Genomic DNA, 19012 nt, shown 5'->3' with positions numbered 1-19012 from the left:
GCTGACTATCTATCAGCTTTTCGTGAATACCAATTAACTGGGCACTCGTGTTGTTTTAACTCGTTTTCAACACCAAGCGTTAACGCAAAAAGTGCCATTCGAATAAGTAGCCCATTGTCCGCTTGTCTGAATATGGCCAGACTTGGGTGGCTATTTAAATCATTATCTAATTCATTTGCTGCCGCGCGTGAGTCACGAGGTAATGGATGCATAATCACAGTATTGGATTTACAGTGTTGCGTGTAAATACTGTGGTTTAATCTAAACTTACCGCGATATTTGTCCGCTTCATCTTGTGATGGGAAGCGTTCTTCCTGAATACGAGTCAGATAGAGTATATCAGCTTGATGTAAATTACCTTCTAACTGATCTGTTATTGTGATCTTATGACCAGCATTTTCAATGTCACTGATCACATAGTCAGGCATTGCTAGGTCAGTTGGGGAAATTAATGTGAATTGAATGTCTTTATACATGCAAAGTAACCGTGATAAAGAATGCACAGTTCGCCCATGTTTTAAGTCACCAACCATCGCGATATGCATTCCGCTAATATCTTGTCCATGATGGCTTAATTCTTTTTGGATGGTAAATAAATCCAGTAGTGCTTGAGTTGGGTGCTCGTTTGAGCCGTCACCACCATTAATGACCGGTACTCGACTGCCTTCGGCAAACTCTTTTACTGAAAAAGGTTCAGGGTGACGCATTGCAATAACATCGGAGTATGTCGATAACACTCTTGCGGTATCGTATAACGACTCACCTTTAGATAAAGATGATGAGCCCATACCGACTGTTTCTCTAACATGACCGCCAAGTAAGTTAAAAGCACAACCAAAACTGACTCGGGTACGTGTGCTAGGTTCAAAAAACAAATTACCTAAAATTGCACCGTCTAACACCTTAGTGCGCTTTTCTCGTAAAGCGTAAGGCGTCATGTCTTCAGCGACATTAAAAATAGTATTGATTGCATCAAGATCCAGTTGATTAACTGAAAGAATGTGAGAACCGCTAAACTGTGTCATCAGCCTGATTTCCAATTATTAGGAGAATAAATAGGGCTATTATTCTGTGGTTATGTAGGGTGGCTGAGGCGAGATTTTAACAGAGAGTGAATGAATATTAAATCTCGCTAATGATTATTTATCACTTTTTAGACATAACACAGATTAGCGATACGAGAACAATAGGTAATGACGATGAACTAAGAGCAATTCAGTGTTTTGATATACTGATTACACCTGACCTGAGCGGATTTCTTGCCATAGGTTTGCCCAGCTAATAACCCCCACAATATGCTGATTATTGTCTCGGTAAATATACACTTCGCCACGACGCTTAATCGACAGCAACTCATATACTTCATTGAGAGTGGCAGTATCTGGAAATCCTTGCATAACATGGCGTGACAAGGTGGTTGAATCTTCAAAGGATTGCATTTCAAGGCTCAACATTTGAATTTGAGATTCTGCATTTCTGACTAATACCGGTCTGCCTTCTGCCCGTTTCATGACTTCTAGCAATAGATCGTCATTATCATTGACGATAACAAAACGTCTATCCATTAAAGCACGCACGCCTTTTTTCTGTAATCCTTGATTCACCGGTGGGACTTTATATCCAAGCCCCATAATATCCAGCTGTTTTAAAAAGACTGAGCTGGTATTAAAGCCCTGATAGGCAATCAAAAATGCAGGAATGGTCACAAACATTGCAGGAAGGATGATTGAGGCGTCGTTGGTCAATTCTAATAGTGCAACTAAAGCTGCTAAAGGCGCACTGAGACATACGCCCATCATGGCAGTCATGCCAATGACGGTATATAGGCCCACATATGGTGCAATAGATGGAAAAAATATCGCACTTACTAGTGCGAGTATTGCCCCAATAAGCGCGCCAATCCCGTAAAGCGGGCCGATTAAACCACCTGGAATACCAAAGCCTATTGCTGCAATAGTGGCAATAATTTTACCCACTAATAGTGCGAGTAAAAACAGTAAACTCGGATTATCAATAATGGTTGCCTGAATCGCTAAATCACCAGAGCCTAACGCTTGAGGCAAGAACAGTCCAATAAGCGTTGTGACACTTGCTGCTATCATTAAGCGATAAATAAGTGGCCAATGTTGGCCAATTGCCGTCATCTTTAATAATGAATGATTAAACCCTGCGGCTGCGCAGCCAAGTACGATGCCCCCAAGCGCTAGGATGGGGTAATGATCAAGCGGGATACGAGTCACCGTAATGAGATCGTATTCGTGGATGTTACCAAACACCAGTTGGCTTGAAAGTGCTCCGCAAATTGCTGATAGCATAATGGGGAAAAAATAATGGATTTTGTATTCACGGACTATGACTTCAAATACAAATAACACGGCAGCCAGTGGAGCGTTGAAAATGGCGGCGATACCAGCAGCAATGCCGCTAGCGCACATAATGCGTACACTGTTATCAGGAAGCTTGAATTTTTCAGCAAGGTAACTCGCGCTGGTCGCTCCTAGGTGAATCGCTGGGCCTTCTTTACCCACTGAGAAGTTGGCGATTAAAGCAATGAGCGCTTGAAAAAACTGGCCAGGAGCCGATTGAAGCGGCACTTTGCCATAATGTAGCTTGAAACGATGCAGTACATAAGCAATGCCCATTCGACGGTACCGCTTTGAACCAATGCCTGCCACAATCCATATGAGTAAGGCACCAACAATAGGCAAATAAGTTCGCCAATCACTTACAGCGCTTGAAAAATCTGTTGCTTCTGGAATGGTATGTTCTTGAGCCCAACCCAGCGCAAGCCGAAATAGGATTATGACCCCAGATGCAATAATGGCAAATAGCAGTGCTATGACGCAAAGTTGCGCACTAATCTTCGCTTGAGAAAGCTTATCTCTCAAATCATTACGAAGATATTTGCGTGTCGCAGCTTTGGCGTGAATAATAGCGGCTTTATTTATCTTAATTTGCACTGTATTGCCTAAGATCCATTTAAGGGCGAATTGTTGTCATTGTATTTTATTAAGGGCTTGTTACCTAATGCTAAATTATCATCGCTTGCTTGACCGCTTGCAAGTTCAAGAACGTAAATTTCGCTCGTCTGGCTTATATCTAACTGCACTCATTGCCGTGAGCTTTCTTATTGGTGTGTTAAGCCACACGGTGTTTATTGCTGAGGTGGTGGAACCAGAGCAAACATCGGCAGAAATCACTAGCCTAAATACTGAACTTAAACGTCAATCCCATGTGGTTTCTCGCCTTGAAATGGCATTAGCGATTGAAAAAGAAGCCAATGCAAATATGAAGCAAATGTTCAGTAAACAAATTCAGAAACAGAAAAACCTAGAGCAAGAGTTGGCATTTTATCGCAGCTTGATGTCGCCGGAGAAAGAAGTCGATGGCATTGCCATTCATGGTCTTGAACTTTCTAAAGGTTTATTGCCAAACCGTTATCAATTACGCTTGATTTTAACTCAGCTACAAAAACGTAAAAATAGCGTGAAGGGTGTGGCTGATGTGGTTCTTGTTGGCGTTCAAGATAATGAACAAATTGAAATTTCATTAAATGATCTCGACATTGAAAAGTTTAATTTTGGTTTTCGTTACTTCCAAATGTTTGATGCAGAGATTAGCTTACCTCAAGGGTTTGATTTACAGAGAATTAAAGCTGTCGTTCAAGTCAATGCAACCCGAGGTGTGAAAGGGGGACGTATTGAGCAAACGTTTGAGATCGCAGAGTTACTAGAAAGCTAAAAAAGAACTAAGAGTAATACTTGAACAAATTAGTCAGGTAATAGATAATTCCGACCTGAAACTGAAGTAAGAGGTAGTAATGACTGAACAAACAGATGCAGCAATGCCAATTCAATTTACAGACGCTGCGGCAACGAAAGTGAAGGGACTGTTAGAAGAAGAGCAGAACCCTGAATTAAAGCTTCGTGTATATGTAACAGGTGGCGGTTGTTCAGGTTTTCAATACGGTTTTACTTTCGATGAAAAAGTGAACGAAGGTGACTTCACGATTGAAAAGCAAGGAGTTCAACTGGTTGTCGACCCTATGAGTCTTCAATACTTGGTTGGGGGCGAAGTTGATTACACTTCTGGCCTTGAGGGTTCACGCTTTTTTGTTAAAAATCCTAATGCAACAACCACCTGTGGTTGTGGTGCGAGCTTCTCGGTTTAAGCTTTTAACAGTTTACAAGTCATAAAAAAGCCGTCTAAAGACGGCTTTTTTCATATCTGAATGGCAGGGTTTAGCTGTTATTAGCTGATAATATTAAAGTTCATTCTAGGTTTGAACCACTTTAAAACTGCTTTATCAAAACTTATCCATACCTGTATTAATGCAAGTACGATTAAAACTGTAAAGATGACCCAGTCAGATAACACCATTTGCATAAATCCAAAATCAACAGTCGTGGGGCCTGCAACGATATTATCGGGATCATACATGATGGCTGGTAAAGCGCTGTATAACGCGAGTTGTAATATGGCATAGGCTCGCAGCATATAAAGTGCAGCTTTTTGTCTACCAGCAACACCTAGCACCATCATCAAGGTCAATATGCATAATAAAACCCCTTGTTGAGCCATCAAACCGCTGACAGAGGTAATAACATACACACACATTAACGCGATGAGTCGCTTAGGAAAGAGAGGTTTGTCTTGCTCTTGAGGTGCTGGTGCGCTGTCTGTCACTTCTGAAAGTTGATCAGACGTACGGTTGTCAGTGTTAAGTTCAGTTTCTTGTTGAGGGTTGTTTTTATTATCAGTCATAACGCCTTAACTTTATTGTTTATTATTCTTTTGTTTATTACTTTGACAGTTACGCCTTGTTTTACTTCATCATTTGCGCTGCAACGGCTGAGGGCATTAAAAACTAAGCTTATTAAGCACGCTTCATAAATGCTCATTATAAGTACTCATTATAAGTGCACTGATTGAGCATTTAGCCAGCTACAGCGTAAATGATAAAACTCGATTAATGTTTAGCTTGCTTCTTTGGCGTTAAACGTTGGTCAAGTTCATAAGGTGGGATAACAACACCCAGATCTTCTTGAACGGGGAAAACGGCAACAAATAGGTCATCTTCTTCCATACCAGACACCCAACGTTGTTGGAATTCACTTAATGGAATTGATAGTGGTTCACAATCTTTCCACTCTTCAACAGCCCAAAGTTTTGCCGCTTCTTCAGATGGCCACATCGGGATACAATCTTCATCTTCTGTTGTTAGCATGACACAGCCATCTTGATCTTGCAGGCTCCAGATTTGTTGTTCTTGTTTAACTTGCTCAACTAAATAGTCATAGCGTGCTTCAGGGGTCATATTAAGTTGGTCGGCAATTGATTTCATTTTGCTGCTCATGGTTGGCTCTCATAACAAGGTGTCGCAAATGTGGCGTACAGTAACGCAATTGAGTCATGATAACATTGACTGCTAAATTGAAAAAGAAAAGAGCACACTCGGTGCTCTTTGATAGATATAGTCTCACTCAATATATTAATGCTCGGCGGGTTGCTCAAAAAAGCGGAAGATCATACCTGCGAGAATCGCCCCAGCGATTGGCGCAACCCAGAATAACCATAACTGCGACAATGCCCAGTCTCCAACAAAAAGCGCAGGACCAGTACTTCTAGCTGGATTTACAGATGTGTTAGAAACAGGAATACTGATTAAATGGATTAAAGTTAAGCCTAAACCTATGGCAATGGGAGCAAAGCCAGCTGGAGCACGTGCGTCTGTCGCGCCAAGTATGATTAATAAAAAGAATAAGGTCATGACCACTTCTGTGATCAGCACGGATGTCATGCTATAACCGCCTGGTGAATGTTCGCCAAATCCATTTGATGCAAACCCACCTGCAAGACTAAAACCATCTTGACCACTCGCGATTAAAAACAACACCCCTGCACCTGCAATCCCCCCCGCGACTTGGGCAAGGATATATGGCGCTAGTTCCGCAGTCGGGAAACGACCGCCAGCCCATAATCCAAAAGATACAGCTGGGTTTAAGTGGCACCCTGAAATATGACCAATTGCAAAGGCCATCGTAAGAACGGTTAACCCAAATGCTAAGGCAACACCTAATAACCCAATGCCGACATCCGGAAATGCCGCAGCGATAACGGCACTACCACAACCTCCTAATACGAGCCACAAAGTACCAATGAACTCTGCTAACATTTTTTGCTGAATACTCATTTAAATGTCCTTATAAAAATTGAATACTGCTGTTTAAAACACAATTTACGTCCACAAAGAGTTAAGCAGTAAACCTTTATAAATTCAATTGAACATCATTGATAAATTGATGGGAGCTTGAGTGATGCAAATGGGAAGGCTGCAGCGATGTATTTTCATTCGTCGCTGCATCATGTTATTGAGTGAAGGTAATGGTTAATAAGCGCTGTAAAAATTACCTAAAATAGCGGCCCGTTTGGCCCCTGTCACTGCGGGTAAGTTCCCTGTTTTGCCTAATACATGGCGCATTGCAAGCCATGCAAAAGCGATTCCTTCAACCCATTTAGGGTCGATACCAATGTCGCTGGTGGTAGAAAGTGACAATTGAGGCAGTAATTGCTTAAGTCGCTTCATTAACTCTGAATTTAAAGCGCCACCACCGCAGACAAACACTTCTCCATTTTTAGCAATGGCCTGAATGTCGTTAGCAATAGAGTAACAGGTTAAGTCAAGTAACGTGGACTGAATATCAGCAGGTTGCAGATGAGAGAAGTTAGCCAATTGCTGTTCAAGCCACGCCTGGTTAAATAACTCTCGGCCCGTACTTTTAGGGTAATCCAATGCGAAGTAGGGGTGAGATAAAAGTTGCTTTAGAAACGCTGGGTCGGTGTTACCAGAGGCTGCCCATTGTCCTGATTCATCAAAAGGGCGTTGTAACTCTTGATTAATATACGCATCCATCAAAGTATTACCTGGGCCTGTGTCAAACCCAATGACTGCTTCACTGTCTCCATTGAGGTAAGTAATGTTCGCTATGCCTCCAATATTGAGAATAAAGCGGTGACAATCTTTCTGAGCAAAGCTGGCATGATGAAATGCTGGAACAAGCGGTGCGCCTTGTCCACCTAAAGCAATATCTTTACGACGAAAATCTGCAATAACATTAATATCGGTTTCAACGGCGATGGTTTCAGGATCGCCAATTTGCAGCGTAAAGCCTTGCTCTAAATTAGGCATATGCCGAATTGTTTGCCCGTGACTGCCAATGGCAGTAACTGCTGACTTATCAATTCCCGCACGGTCGACTAGCTCATTAACTGCTTGGGCAAATAACAGTCCCATTGCGCGATCTGTTCTTCCCATAATATTAATTTCATCAGAATTTGGGGAGCATAAACGATGTAGGTTATTTAATATATGAGCAGGAATTTCAAGGGTATGAGTTGCTATTAGCTCGATTTGATTATTTGAGAAGTCAACCAATACAGCATCAATGCCATCCATGCTAGTGCCAGACATTAACCCTATGAAGTAACCTGACGACTGCTTGTTGTTGCCGTCAGTTTGAGTTGTGTGAGTTTGTTTCTGAGATATAGCGTTCGTTGCATTCATGGTAATGCTCATTATCTTTGTAGTCATAAAAAAGGCAGCCAATACTCATGGTAAATACTCGCCGTAAATATTAACTTCTAGTATTACGATAAGAGGTGGATTCAAGGCTGCGCATTGAATGCTAGTTTGTCGAGTTACTGGCGTAATGCAATTGCTTGTTTTGCTCGATTTTAGCCATTAATTGCTTACTTAACGCATCAAACTGTGACTTCTCTTTTTTATCAATAGGCTGTGATTTTGGCAGCTTTATTGTGCGGGGATTACGGTGCACACCATTAACGATAAATTCATAATGCAAGTGTGCGCCAGTCACACGGCCCGTTTTACCTAAGGTACCAATAATTTGACCTTGTTTTACGGTATCGCCACGTTTTACTTTTCTTTTGGTTAAGTGCAAATATTTGGTTGTGTAAGTATCGTTATGCTTAATGAAAACATAATTACCGTTGTATTTGTTGTAGCTAGCCTCAACCACTTTACCACGACCTGCAGCTTTAATTGGCGTACCAATAGCGGCAACATAGTCGACACCTCGGTGCGCTTTCACTTGCCCTGTCACAGGGTGTAGTCGGCGTGGGTTAAAATTAGAGCTGACGTACTTAAAATCAACTGGAGAGCGTAAGAATGCTTTACGCATGCTATCACCTGATTCTGAATAATATTCTCCGTCAGTGTATCTAACTGCGGTATATCGTTCGCCTTGGTTGTAAAACTCAGCAGCAAGAATATTCCCTGTGCCGATAAATTGACCATCAACGTATTCTTCTTCAAACATCAGCGCAAAATGATCGTCCTTACGGATATCCAGGGCAAAATCGATATCCCAACCAAAAATGTTTGCCAGTTGCATAATGTGATTTGCTGATAATCCAGCAGTGGCGGCAGCATTCCAAAAGTTACTGCTTATATTGGCTGTGATAAATTTAGTTTCTAAGGTGATGGTTTTAACCGTTACCTTTTCTTCGAATTTATCTTGGTTCTTCGTTATCACCAGGGTGGAAATCTTATCCATCTGATAACTCAGTTGCGTCACTTCGCCCTGAGCATCCTTTGTCACAGTGAGCTCTTCACCGGGCATAATTTTTAATAAATTTTTCTTGGACTTTGGCAAGCGAGTGATTTGATAAACATCTCGTGGTGTTAATCCTGCTCGGTTTGCCAGTCCGCCAAAGGTATCTCCTTTGGCCACTTTATAGCTTTTATGGGACAGTAAGTCAGCTTCTAGGTACGGGACTGCGTTTTCTTGGTCTTTTGGGGTTGATAGTAGGGTATTATCCGAAACCGCTAATGGGTCAAGGTTAGCAATAGGATTACTGTCTTTAGATGGCGTTAAGGTATCCGTCTCTTGTCGTGTCATTTCAGGCGTAGTGGATTGACGAGATTGGCCTGGCGGAGTGGGCGTTCTAAATGCAAGTGGCACAGAATATTCAGACTGTTTATTTGGTGATGATGACTGAGTATTATCTTGATTAGTGTGTTGTGCATTAATGCGAGCAGAGATATCAACACTACCAGAAGTGACTTGTTTTGACGCTTGGACATCATCAGAGGGGAATAGCACGATAATCATCGTGAAAATTACTAATAAACTGAGTGCAATTTGATGCGCTTTTGGCAGTAATTTGAATAAAGTGATTAACTTTGCCATTGACCTGAGTACCAATTTCTCTTTTTCGTTGTAATCCCCTTAGTGTACACACTTTCAATTAATGTGGCTAACAAGTAACATAGGCCTCTTATTTTTTTAAAGCTGCAGGAGTAGGTGCCGAAATGGCTGATTTAGACCAAGTGTTAGCAGAACTTAAACGTGGTACCGACGAAATATTAGTCGAGTCTGAGCTGCTAGAAAAACTTAAAGAAGGGCGTCCTTTAAGAATTAAGCTAGGTGCAGATCCTACCGCTCCAGATATTCACCTAGGCCACACTGTTATTTTGAATAAGTTACGTGCTTTTCAAGAGCTAGGTCATGAGGTTATTTTCTTGATTGGTGACTTCACCGGAATGGTAGGTGACCCAAGTGGTAAGAATAATACTCGTCCTCCGTTAACTCGTGAAGATGTACTTGCAAATGCTGAGACTTACAAAGAGCAAGTTTTCAAAATCCTTGACCCAGCCAAAACTCGCATTGAGTTTAACTCAAGTTGGTTAGAGCCATTAGGTGCTGCTGGTATGATCCGTCTAGGTTCTAAGCAAACCGTTGCACGTATGATGGAACGTGATGATTTTAAAAAGCGTTATGCAGCGGGCCAGTCAATTGCTATTCACGAGTTTATGTATCCTTTACTACAAGGTTACGACTCTGTCGCATTAAAGGCAGATGTAGAATTGGGTGGTACCGATCAAAAATTCAACTTATTAATGGGCCGTGAGCTACAAAAAGCGGAAGGGCAAAAGCCGCAATCAGTCATTATGATGCCGCTATTAGTTGGACTTGATGGCGTTAAGAAAATGTCTAAGTCTGCTCATAACTATATTGGTGTGAGTGAGCCTGCGAATGAAATGTTTGGCAAAATCATGTCTATTTCAGATGATTTAATGTGGAGCTATTTCGAGCTGCTTTCATTCCGCCCATTACAAGAAATTGCTCAGTTTAAAGAAGATGTTACCAATGGTCAGAACCCGCGTGATGTGAAGATTGCTTTAGCAAAAGAAATCATTGCAAGGTTTCATGACCAAGCACAAGCTGATGCAGCACATCAAGAGTTCATCAACCGTTTCCAAAAAGGCGCGATGCCGGAAGATATTGATGAGCTAGACCTTGAAGCTGGTGAAGGCTTAGCGATTGCTAACTTACTTAAAAATGCAGGTTTAGTAGGTTCTACGTCTGATGGTATGCGCATGGTTAAGCAAGGCGCTGTGAAAATGGATGGTGAAAAGCTGACTGATACTCGTCAAGTCTTTGAGGCGGGCGTGAGCGCTGTGTTCCAAGTTGGTAAGCGTAAATTTGCTAAAGTGACTCTGGTTTAATTTGAACTAAACGAGAAACGTTAAACTAAAAAACGACTCAAATGAGTCGTTTTTTTATGTCTTGCTGCCAATAAACCCTTTGGCTACTGTGATTGTAATTGATCAGACATCGTTTGGTAGTCCATTAAATCAACTTGTTCTGTCATTCTTTCAGTATTCAAATCAAATTTAAGCGTGGTAACTCCGGGCACTGCTATTTCAATTATTTTACCTGGTTTGCCAAATTGATCACCTGGACCACGTAAATGATAATTACCAATTAGGACAACCAACGAGCCAGTATTGAACATATGCTCGATATTGAAACGATACTCTAATACACCTTCGTGAGCACGCTCTAAAAACTCAATGATATGTCGACCGCCAGTGTAAGTGACGTTAGCCGTTTTATCGTAAAATACACTATCACGATTATAAAAACGCCTTAACTGACGATAGTCATGATCGGTTAATGCTTGAATATATTGCACTGCTAATTGTTGTACTTTTGGCATCTCGCCGACAGCGGCTTGTGATGAAAAGCTCATCAAAAAAAGATACGCACTACATAGTAAACCAATTAATCGCACTCAGGGCCTCTTACTTTTTAAATCAAATGCAGGTAAAGACAAATGCCAGCGAATAGCACTTAGGCGAATAATTAAGGTGCTAAACATTGCAAAAAATAATGCGTCAATGCTATCCATTCCGACTTCAATACTCAAGGTATAACAAATCCCGCCTACAATTGATGCTGTCGCATAGATTTCAGTTCTTAAAACCATAGGGACTTGGCGACATAATAAATCACGAATTATACCGCCGCCAACGCCTGTAATTAATCCCATTATTACTGCAGACATACCGGATAATCCGAGCATTAAGGCTTTCTCTGCACCGATAACGGTAAACAGTGCTAATCCAAGTGCATCAGCGACAGGTAAAGTAAGAGTAGGGAGCTTATGGGGCTTTCTAACGAAAATAAAACATGCAAGTACTGTCGCAAGAATAACAATGATGTAATTAGAATCAGTAATCCAAAAAACCGGTGTTGAGCCTGTTATCGCATCTCGAATGCTACCTCCACCAACAGCGGTAACAGATGCGAGAACAATAACGCCAAAAGGATCCATACGGTGTTTACCCGCAGCAAGAGCACCAGACAGGGCGAAAACAGCAGTTCCACATAAGTCGAATAGGTATATCCACTCTATGTTAATCATGGTTTTGCTCTGAACTTGCACGTTGCTTTTGGCTAAATTCTTCAATATGGATATTCAATGCATCTACGGATATGCGGATTTCGATAACCGATAAGATTAAAGAATAAAGCAAAAACAATAAGCTAACGCCAAAAACAATAGAGCCTGTATGGAAGAAACCTAAATAAATGAAAATCATGCTGATCACACAGATAGCAAAACTTACAACACCCGCTTCTTGCATGCGTCTAATGATACTGATGCGTTGGCGTAAATTTTTAATTTGCTCATTATCAACAGGCTTGCCTGAGGCACTCAGGCTGCGGATCAGTGCAGCAAGTGAAAAAAAACGGTTGGTATAGGCTAACAACAATAATGAAATTGCAGGAAATAATAAGCCGGGTGTTGTTAACGAAATTTGGATGTTATCTAACAAAAAGGTTTGCCTCTAAATAGTGCTAACGCACGTCTAAGTCCGATATGATAACGCTTTTTCGCTAAAAATTACATTGATTGAACCCACCTTAATGCGGTCCATAAAATAGGAATAGCGATGGTAAAAGATAACCAAAAAGTGACAGCCCAAGTCGTTAAGCTAATTGCATTACGGACATCTGCAATGGTAGGCACTCTTGATGGGTTAATCTTAGTAATACTGACACGATATTCAGTATTTCCTATCGTCATCTTTTGGGGGCCACCAAGTTCAATTTGCAGGATCTTTGCGCCAAGATACAAGCTAGAAGCGCCATACACGCCTTGAATGTTCTTTGATTTTTTAAACATCGCGCCAAGATTACTAAGGCCGCCCTGAAGGACTAATGTTAGGTTCCATAACCACTGAGGAACAGCAAATGCGATACGGTTAATCCAGTATATTGCTGCACCAAAGTAACGGTACTGCGGAACGTAATTAGGCCAACAGTGTTCAAGTTGTTTGAATAAATGCAGTAACAATACTAACGGAGTACCACCTAACGCATAGAACAAAATTGTTGCGACAGTGCCGTAACTTGGGCTTATCAGCAACCGTTCTATTGTGGCTTTACATATCCCCATTTCAGATAAACTGGCTGTATTTTGCATCAACCAAGGGGAAAGGTAAGTTTTAGCTAAGCCTTTTTGTCCGTGCTCTAGTGCGCTAATGACATCTTTTGCAACGGGCTTAAATCCAGCGTCACTGATACAGAAATACAGCACGAGAAAGTCAAAAAACCAAGGGTAAGCAGCTAAAGAAAGAATAAAGTAAATAATAAACCAAATTGGTATAACTAATAGCGTGGTAGCCATTATTCCAGCAATTAATTGCTGCTGAGCTGAACGCTGCGGATGGTTTACTTTTTTACTGAGCAGTAAAGCAAATTGATGAAACCACACAATAGGATGTAGGTGGCGAGATAAAGGCGCAACTCTTGAAATGAGCAGCGCCATAAAGAGCACCAAGCAGCTTTTTAGTAAGTTGCCATCTGAGCGAAGCAGTTGTTCATAAAACGTGTTATCAGTGATTATGCTATCAAACATTCATCTTCACCCAGATATGCTAACAATGAATTGCTACAAGACAATTATAGTTGTTTTAATAATGCGATAACCATTAGCGCTGAGTAATGGCCTGCTTTAACAATATAAGAGTCAAAATCAACAGGTGAGTCATTATTTGCATTGTCTGATAATGAACGAATCACGACAAATGGCACGTTAAATTGATGACAAACCTGTGCAATCGCCGCCGCTTCCATTTCACATGCTGCCATTGTCGGGAAATTGTTTAACATGACTTTAGTGCGTTCAGGATCGCAAATAAAGCTGTCACCAGTCGCAATTAACCCTTCAATCACTTGTGCTTCACCTAGGGATGAAATTGCAGATTTAGCGGCATTAACTAACTTTTCATCAGGAATGAAAGCGGCTGGTTGAGAGGCCATTTGGCCAATTTCGTATCCAAATGCGGTAACGTCTACATCGTGATGACGAACTTCTGATGAAATGACAATATCGCCAATATTTAAGCTGTCGACAAAACCACCTGCTGAGCCTGTATTGATAACGGCATCAACCTTAAAGTTATTAATCACTAGTGTCGTAGCAATACTGGCAGCCACTTTACCGATGCCTGAACGAGTAACGACGACGTTTTGTCCCGATAATTGACCTTCAACAAATTCGATTCCAGCAACAGTTGAGTGAACTGGATCTGTCATTGTCTCAATTAAATGAGCAACTTCTGGTTCCATGGCGCCGATAATAGCGATTTTCATAATTAAACTCTCAGTATGTGTAATTAGGCCAATGTTAAATGAGAATTGGCAAAAGGATAAAAGGCTTAAATTTGCTAAGGAAGACCGTCAATGGTTCGAACAAGGTTAAGCGGAACTTAATGGGGGCTAATATAGCATAAATGAAATTTGCAGAAGTGATATAGGTAAATTATTTCTAATAAAAAAGCGCATTTTTCAATGCGCTTTTTAGTGTGTTTGAGGTGGATTAACACATTAAAACATGATGTGTTTTTGTTTAAGCATCTTCAAAAGCGTTAAGTATTCCTTGGGCCGCATCACGACCTTCAGCAATGGCTGTTACCACAAGATCTGAACCTCGAACCATATCACCACCGGCAAAGACTTTCGGGTTTGTGGTTTGGAACGGATTATCATCAAACTTACTCGCTTTCACTAATCCCCATTCATTGGTTTCAATACCGTAGTCTTTAAACCAAGGGGCAGGGCTTGCTTGGAAGCCAAACGCAATAATAATGGCATCAGCTTCCAGTACTTGTTCACTACCTGGAATGATTTCAGCTTTTTGACGTCCAGATTCATCTGCAGCGCCCATTTGGGTTTCGACACACTCAATTCCAGTTACAACACCATTTTGCTCTTTAATCGCGACAGGTTGGCGATTAAATAAGAAGTTTACCCCTTCTTCACGAGCATTTTGTACTTCACGGCGTGAACCTGGCATATTGGCTTCATCACGACGGTATGCACAAGTGACGTTTTTAGCGCCTTGGCGAACGGCTGTGCGGACACAATCCATGGCAGTGTCACCACCACCTAGTACAACCACATTCTTGCCTTCAAGGCTTTGATATGGATTTTCTGTGCATTGGGTTCCCATTAACTCATGGGTGTTGCCAATAAGATACGGTAAGGCTTGGATCACACCTTCACTGTCTTCTCCCGGAAGACGTGCTTTCATTGCCGTATATGTGCCCATACCTAAGAATACTGCATCGTATTCATCTAATAGGGTTTGGAATGGGATGTCTTTTCCTACAGTAACGCCCATCTTGAACTCGATTCCCATTCCTTCAAGAACACTTCGGCGAGTCTGCATGACATCTTTATCTAATTTAAAGGCTGGAATACCGTAGGTAAGCAAGCCACCAATTTGTGGATATTTATCGTATACAACAGCTTTAACACCATTTCGACTTAAAATATCTGCACAACCTAAACCAGCAGGACCAGCGCCAATGATTGCTACACGTTCTTTACGTGGAGTAACCTTGCTCATATCTGGTCGCCATCCTTGGCTAATTGCGGTATCAGTAATGTACTTTTCAACATTACCAATAGTGACAGCACCAAAGTCATCGTTAAGGGTACAAGCACCTTCACATAGGCGGTCTTGCGGACACACTCGACCACAAATTTCTGGTAGCGTATTGGTTTCGTGGACTAAGTCTGCCGCTTCAAGGATACGCCCTTGTTCAGCTAACTTAAGCCAATTAGGAATATAATTGTGAAGAGGGCACTTCCATTCACAATATGGGTTACCACAATCTAAACAGCGATCAGCTTGCTCTGCCACTTGGGGCTGAGAAAAAGGCTGATAAATTTCGATAAACTGTGTCGAACGCTCTGCTGCAGAGTGTTTAGTGGGATCTTTACGATCTACCTCAATAAATTGAAAATCATTACTCATCTAAATTACCCCGCCTTAACAGCTAGTTCCGGGCTCTTTTGCTCTATTTTCAGCAAGTCGGCAACGGCAATATTCTTAGGCTTAACTAAAACAAAACAGTCTAACCAGTTTTCGAAATCACTTAAGATCATCTTGGCATGTTCACTTCCTGTTGCAGCGACATGGGCTTCAATCAGTTCTTTTAAGTGTTGCTGCTGGATTGACGATTCTAATTTTTGAGTATCGACGAGTTCGTTATTAACGCGACGACTAAAGTGATTGAAACGGTCAAATATATAGGCAAAACCGCCAGTCATACCGGCACCAAAGTTAACCCCAGTTTGACCTAATACCACTACAATACCGCCAGTCATGTATTCACAGCCGTTGTCACCCACGCCTTCAACTACCGCGATAGCGCCAGAGTTACGAACAGCGAAACGTTCACCTGCTTGACCAGCTGCATAAACACGTCCGCCTGTTGCACCATACAAACAGGTGTTACCCATAATGGCACTTTCTTCACTTTCAAATGGGCTACCCACTGGTGGATGAATAATAATTTCACCACCTGACATACCTTTACCGACATAGTCGTTGGCATCACCAATCAATGTGAGATTCAGTCCTGGGCTATTCCATACGCCAAAACTCTGACCCGCACTACCGTTAAACTGCAGTGATAACGGAGCTTTAGCGCCCTTAAGGCCAATGTTCGTTGCAATAAAGCCTGATAATGAGGCGCCTACTGAACGATCGGTATTATTAATATTGTACTGTTTAGTGAAACTTGAGCCTTCAAGTACCGCTTGACTGCTATCGGCAACAATTTGTAGATTTAAGTCACCTTTGTCATCCGGTGGATTAAGCTCTTTCCAAGTAATATCGGTGCCAGCTGGGACTTTAGGTTGATAAAGAATAGGGGCTAAATCTAATCCTAGTTGCTTGGCTGTTTGACCTTCAAGGGCATATAACCAGTCGGTTCGACCGACGAGATCTTCAAACTTGGCAACACCAAGTTTTGCCATCCATTCACGAACCTCTTCAGCAACAAACTCGAAATACGTCATTACTCGCTCAGGTAACCCGTGATAATGGTTGTCACGTAGGTTTTTATCCTGTGTTGCCACACCTGTTGCACAGTTATTTAAATGACAAATTCGTAAATACTTACACCCAAGCGCAATCATTGGCACTGTACCAAAACCAAAGCTTTCAGCACCTAATAACGCAGCCTTGATGATGTCCATACCTGTTTTTAAGCCGCCATCAACTTGCAGGCGGATCTTGTGGCGCAATCCGTTTTCAACAAGTGCTTGATGTACTTCTGCTAAGCCTAATTCCCAAGGAGAACCTGCATACTTAACAGACGTAATTGGACTAGCACCAGTACCACCGTCATAACCAGAGATGGTAATCATGTCAGCGTAAGCTTTAGCTACACCCGTCGCAATTGTGCCTACACCCGGCTCTGAAACGAGCTTGACTGAAACTAATGCTCTTGGATTGATTTGCTTTAAATCGAAAATAAGCTGGGCTAAATCTTCAATTGAGTAAATATCATGGTGTGGAGGCGGTGAAATCAACGTAACCCCTGGTCTTGCATGGCGCAGACCAGCGATTTCTACACTGACTTTATGACCAGGAAGTTGTCCACCTTCACCTGGTTTAGCGCCTTGTGCAACTTTAATTTGCAATACATCAGCATTCACTAAGTAATGAGCTGTCACACCAAAACGACCGGATGCAATTTGTTTGATTGCTGAATTACGTTCGCTATTAAAACGACTAGGATCTTCTCCACCTTCACCAGAGTTAGAGCGTCCTCCTAGACGGTTCATAGCTACAGCTAGTGCTTCATGCGCTTCAGGACTTAATGCACCAATACTCATTGCAGCACTATCAAAGCGCGGGAATAAGTGCTCAGCACCTTCAACGCTTGCAGCATCGATTGCAGCTTTGTCACCTTTAACACCAATTAGATCTCTTAATGTCGCGATTGGTCGATCATCAACGAGCGCTGCAAACTTCTTATATTTTGGATAATCTTTATCTTTTAAGCTTTGTTGAAGTGTATTAACCACATCAGGGTTAAAGCTATGGTACTCGCCGCCCTCAACATATTTCAGTAAGCCACCTTGTGGTAATGGCACATGGGCACGATAGGCCGCTTTATGAAGTGCTTTTTGATCTGCAGCTAAATGCTCAAAGCTTGCCCCTTCGATACGGCTTATGACACCTTTGAAACATAATTCAATCACTTCAGATGACAAACCAATAGCTTCGAATTGTTGGCTGCAACGGTAAGAACCTACAGTACTGATGCCCATTTTGGACATAATCTTACGAAGGCCTTTTTCGATGCCTTGGCGGAAGTTCAGCATCAATAAACTATCATCTTCAACTTGGTTCTTTTTCGCCATCGCTGAAATAGATTCATATGCTAGATATGGGTAAATAGCGGTCGCACCAAAACCAAGTAACACAGCAAAATGATGTGGGTCACGAGCCGAAGCCGTTTCAACAATGATGTTAGTATCGCAGCGTAAGCTCTTATCAACTAAGCGTTGCTGCACTGCGCCAACAGCCATAGCTGCTGGAATGACTTGTACATTTTTAGCAGTGGCTCTGTCAGATAAAATAAGTAGCGTTGTTCCGCTTCTTGCCAAGCGCTCAGCATCATCTGTTACACGTTCAATGGCTTGCTGTAAGCTTTCGTGTGCATCGTAATTTAAATCAACGGTGTTTGCTCGGTAGTAAGAACTATCTAGGCCTAATAATTGGTTGAAATCACTAAATAGCAGCACAGGTGAGTCAAACATCACTCGATAAGCAACACCTGTAGTCTCGCAAAATAGGTTTTGCTCACGCCCCACACACGTGGTTAATGACATTACGTGTTTTTCACGTAGAGGATCGATTGGTGGGTTAGTTACCTGGGCAAACTTTTGACGGAAATAGTCATATAAAGAACGAGACTTCTTAGACAATACAGCCATTGGGGTATCGTCACCCATTGAACCGGTTGCTTCTTCGCCTTTTGATGCCAATATCCAAATGACTTGTTCGAGCTCTTCTCGGCTATATCCAAACTGCTTTTGATATTGAAGCAATACTTCAGGTGTAAACTGACTAGCACCTTGTTGAGCTGCTTCAATTTGATTTGCAGGGATAAGTGTTTGACTATTTTTAGCCATCCACTCTTTGTATGGATGGCGACGTTTTAAATCATTATCAATTTCAAATGATGAATATAAACGGCCGTTCATCGTATCTAGGACTAATAGTTCACCTGGACCAACACGACCTTTTTCTACAACCTCATCAGCTGAGTAATCCCAAATGCCGACTTCTGATGCCAAGGTTAGAATTCTGTCTTTAGTAATCACATAGC

General features: G+C 41.8%; 17 protein-coding genes. 3 read left to right on the top strand and 14 right to left on the bottom strand.

Annotated elements, in window-relative coordinates; all coding sequences use genetic code 11:
* Positions 1–5: 5 nt before the first annotated feature.
* Together AN944_RS08810 and AN944_RS08805 are read right to left on the bottom strand one after the other, a co-directional pair.
* Positions 6–1025, bottom strand: a complete 1020-nt coding sequence (locus AN944_RS08810; protein WP_055024240.1) for an aspartate carbamoyltransferase — start codon at positions 1023–1025, stop codon at positions 6–8.
* A 210-nt stretch (positions 1026–1235) separates the two neighbouring features.
* The gene (locus tag AN944_RS08805; RefSeq protein ID WP_055024239.1) at positions 1236–2960 is read right to left on the bottom strand and encodes a chloride channel protein; all 1725 of its coding nucleotides are present in this window, start codon (positions 2958–2960) and stop codon (positions 1236–1238) included.
* A 67-nt stretch (positions 2961–3027) separates the two neighbouring features.
* Between AN944_RS08805 and AN944_RS08800 the strand changes: the two genes are divergently transcribed.
* Entirely contained in the window at positions 3028–3741 is a 714-nt protein-coding gene (locus AN944_RS08800; protein ID WP_055024238.1) for a DUF6776 family protein, read from the top strand.
* A 79-nt stretch (positions 3742–3820) separates the two neighbouring features.
* A complete protein-coding gene (erpA, locus tag AN944_RS08795) occupies positions 3821–4171 on the top strand; it encodes an iron-sulfur cluster insertion protein ErpA (RefSeq protein ID WP_055024237.1) in 351 nt (116 codons plus the stop codon).
* Between the two features lie 80 nt (positions 4172–4251).
* Here the strand turns inward: erpA and AN944_RS08790 are convergent, their stop codons facing one another.
* The 5 genes from AN944_RS08790 to AN944_RS08770 form a co-directional block, all read right to left on the bottom strand.
* Positions 4252–4764, bottom strand: a complete 513-nt coding sequence (locus tag AN944_RS08790) for a hypothetical protein (RefSeq protein WP_225442193.1) — start codon at positions 4762–4764, stop codon at positions 4252–4254.
* A 205-nt stretch (positions 4765–4969) separates the two neighbouring features.
* The gene (locus tag AN944_RS08785; protein WP_055024236.1) at positions 4970–5356 is read right to left on the bottom strand and encodes a DUF2750 domain-containing protein; all 387 of its coding nucleotides are present in this window, start codon (positions 5354–5356) and stop codon (positions 4970–4972) included.
* A gap of 135 nt (positions 5357–5491) precedes the next feature.
* Complete coding sequence (aqpZ, locus tag AN944_RS08780) at positions 5492–6193, bottom strand: aquaporin Z (RefSeq protein ID WP_055024235.1); 702 nt, start codon at positions 6191–6193, stop codon at positions 5492–5494.
* A 195-nt stretch (positions 6194–6388) separates the two neighbouring features.
* Complete coding sequence (locus AN944_RS08775) at positions 6389–7564, bottom strand: anhydro-N-acetylmuramic acid kinase (protein WP_082419965.1); 1176 nt, start codon at positions 7562–7564, stop codon at positions 6389–6391.
* A 121-nt stretch (positions 7565–7685) separates the two neighbouring features.
* The gene (locus tag AN944_RS08770; protein WP_055024234.1) at positions 7686–9212 is read right to left on the bottom strand and encodes a peptidoglycan DD-metalloendopeptidase family protein; all 1527 of its coding nucleotides are present in this window, start codon (positions 9210–9212) and stop codon (positions 7686–7688) included.
* Positions 9213–9334: 122 nt separating this feature from the next.
* On the opposite strand from AN944_RS08770, the gene tyrS reads away from it, so the two are divergent.
* Positions 9335–10531 (top strand): tyrosine--tRNA ligase, encoded by a 1197-nt coding sequence (tyrS, locus tag AN944_RS08765; RefSeq protein WP_055024233.1) that lies wholly within the window; start codon positions 9335–9337, stop codon positions 10529–10531.
* Between the two features lie 83 nt (positions 10532–10614).
* Here tyrS and AN944_RS08760 read toward each other — a convergent pair whose 3' ends face one another.
* The 7 genes from AN944_RS08760 to gltB all read right to left on the bottom strand — a co-directional run.
* Complete coding sequence (locus AN944_RS08760; protein WP_055024361.1) at positions 10615–11058, bottom strand: nuclear transport factor 2 family protein; 444 nt, start codon at positions 11056–11058, stop codon at positions 10615–10617.
* Between the two features lie 42 nt (positions 11059–11100).
* On the bottom strand, positions 11101–11733 hold the full coding sequence (locus AN944_RS08755; RefSeq protein WP_055024232.1) for a trimeric intracellular cation channel family protein: 633 nt from the start codon (positions 11731–11733) through the stop codon (positions 11101–11103).
* On the bottom strand, positions 11726–12148 hold the full coding sequence (locus tag AN944_RS08750; RefSeq protein WP_055024231.1) for a DUF2721 domain-containing protein: 423 nt from the start codon (positions 12146–12148) through the stop codon (positions 11726–11728). Before AN944_RS08750 ends, AN944_RS08755 begins: the two co-directional genes overlap by 8 nt.
* A 68-nt stretch (positions 12149–12216) precedes the next feature.
* A complete protein-coding gene (locus AN944_RS08745) occupies positions 12217–13233 on the bottom strand; it encodes a cobalamin biosynthesis protein (protein ID WP_055024230.1) in 1017 nt (338 codons plus the stop codon).
* A 44-nt stretch (positions 13234–13277) separates the two neighbouring features.
* Entirely contained in the window at positions 13278–13970 is a 693-nt protein-coding gene (locus AN944_RS08740) for a 5'-methylthioadenosine/adenosylhomocysteine nucleosidase (protein WP_055024229.1), read from the bottom strand.
* Positions 13971–14226: 256 nt separating this feature from the next.
* Complete coding sequence (locus AN944_RS08735) at positions 14227–15639, bottom strand: FAD-dependent oxidoreductase (RefSeq protein ID WP_055024228.1); 1413 nt, start codon at positions 15637–15639, stop codon at positions 14227–14229.
* 5 nt (positions 15640–15644) lie between these two features.
* On the bottom strand, positions 15645–19012 hold a 3368-nt coding region (gltB, locus tag AN944_RS08730; RefSeq protein WP_055024227.1), incomplete at its 5' end, for a glutamate synthase large subunit.

The sequence above is a fragment of the Shewanella sp. P1-14-1 genome (assembly GCF_001401775.1).
GTDB classification, from domain to species: Bacteria; Pseudomonadota; Gammaproteobacteria; order Enterobacterales; family Shewanellaceae; genus Shewanella; species Shewanella japonica.
The sequence above is the reverse complement of the archived record's forward strand: the minus strand, read 5'-3'. Positions and strand labels throughout refer to the sequence as shown.

Bases quoted from the DNA above. Each gene is read 5' to 3' on its own strand.
- AN944_RS08740 (WP_055024229.1), bottom strand. From the start codon at position 13,970: ATGAAAATCGCTATTATCGGCGCCATGGAACCAGAAGTTGCTCATTTA.
- AN944_RS08785 (WP_055024236.1), bottom strand. From the start codon at position 5,356: ATGAGCAGCAAAATGAAATCAATTGCCGACCAACTTAATATGACCCCT.
- erpA (WP_055024237.1), top strand. From the start codon at position 3,821: ATGACTGAACAAACAGATGCAGCAATGCCAATTCAATTTACAGACGCT.
- aqpZ (WP_055024235.1), bottom strand. From the start codon at position 6,193: ATGAGTATTCAGCAAAAAATGTTAGCAGAGTTCATTGGTACTTTGTGG.
- AN944_RS08755 (WP_055024232.1), bottom strand. From the start codon at position 11,733: ATGATTAACATAGAGTGGATATACCTATTCGACTTATGTGGAACTGCT.
- AN944_RS08790 (WP_225442193.1), bottom strand. From the start codon at position 4,764: ATGACTGATAATAAAAACAACCCTCAACAAGAAACTGAACTTAACACT.
- AN944_RS08760 (WP_055024361.1), bottom strand. From the start codon at position 11,058: ATGAGCTTTTCATCACAAGCCGCTGTCGGCGAGATGCCAAAAGTACAA.
- AN944_RS08810 (WP_055024240.1), bottom strand. From the start codon at position 1,025: ATGACACAGTTTAGCGGTTCTCACATTCTTTCAGTTAATCAACTGGAT.
- AN944_RS08775 (WP_082419965.1), bottom strand. From the start codon at position 7,564: ATGAATGCAACGAACGCTATATCTCAGAAACAAACTCACACAACTCAA.
- AN944_RS08770 (WP_055024234.1), bottom strand. From the start codon at position 9,212: ATGGCAAAGTTAATCACTTTATTCAAATTACTGCCAAAAGCGCATCAA.
- tyrS (WP_055024233.1), top strand. From the start codon at position 9,335: ATGGCTGATTTAGACCAAGTGTTAGCAGAACTTAAACGTGGTACCGAC.
- AN944_RS08735 (WP_055024228.1), bottom strand. From the start codon at position 15,639: ATGAGTAATGATTTTCAATTTATTGAGGTAGATCGTAAAGATCCCACT.
- AN944_RS08745 (WP_055024230.1), bottom strand. From the start codon at position 13,233: ATGTTTGATAGCATAATCACTGATAACACGTTTTATGAACAACTGCTT.
- AN944_RS08800 (WP_055024238.1), top strand. From the start codon at position 3,028: ATGCTAAATTATCATCGCTTGCTTGACCGCTTGCAAGTTCAAGAACGT.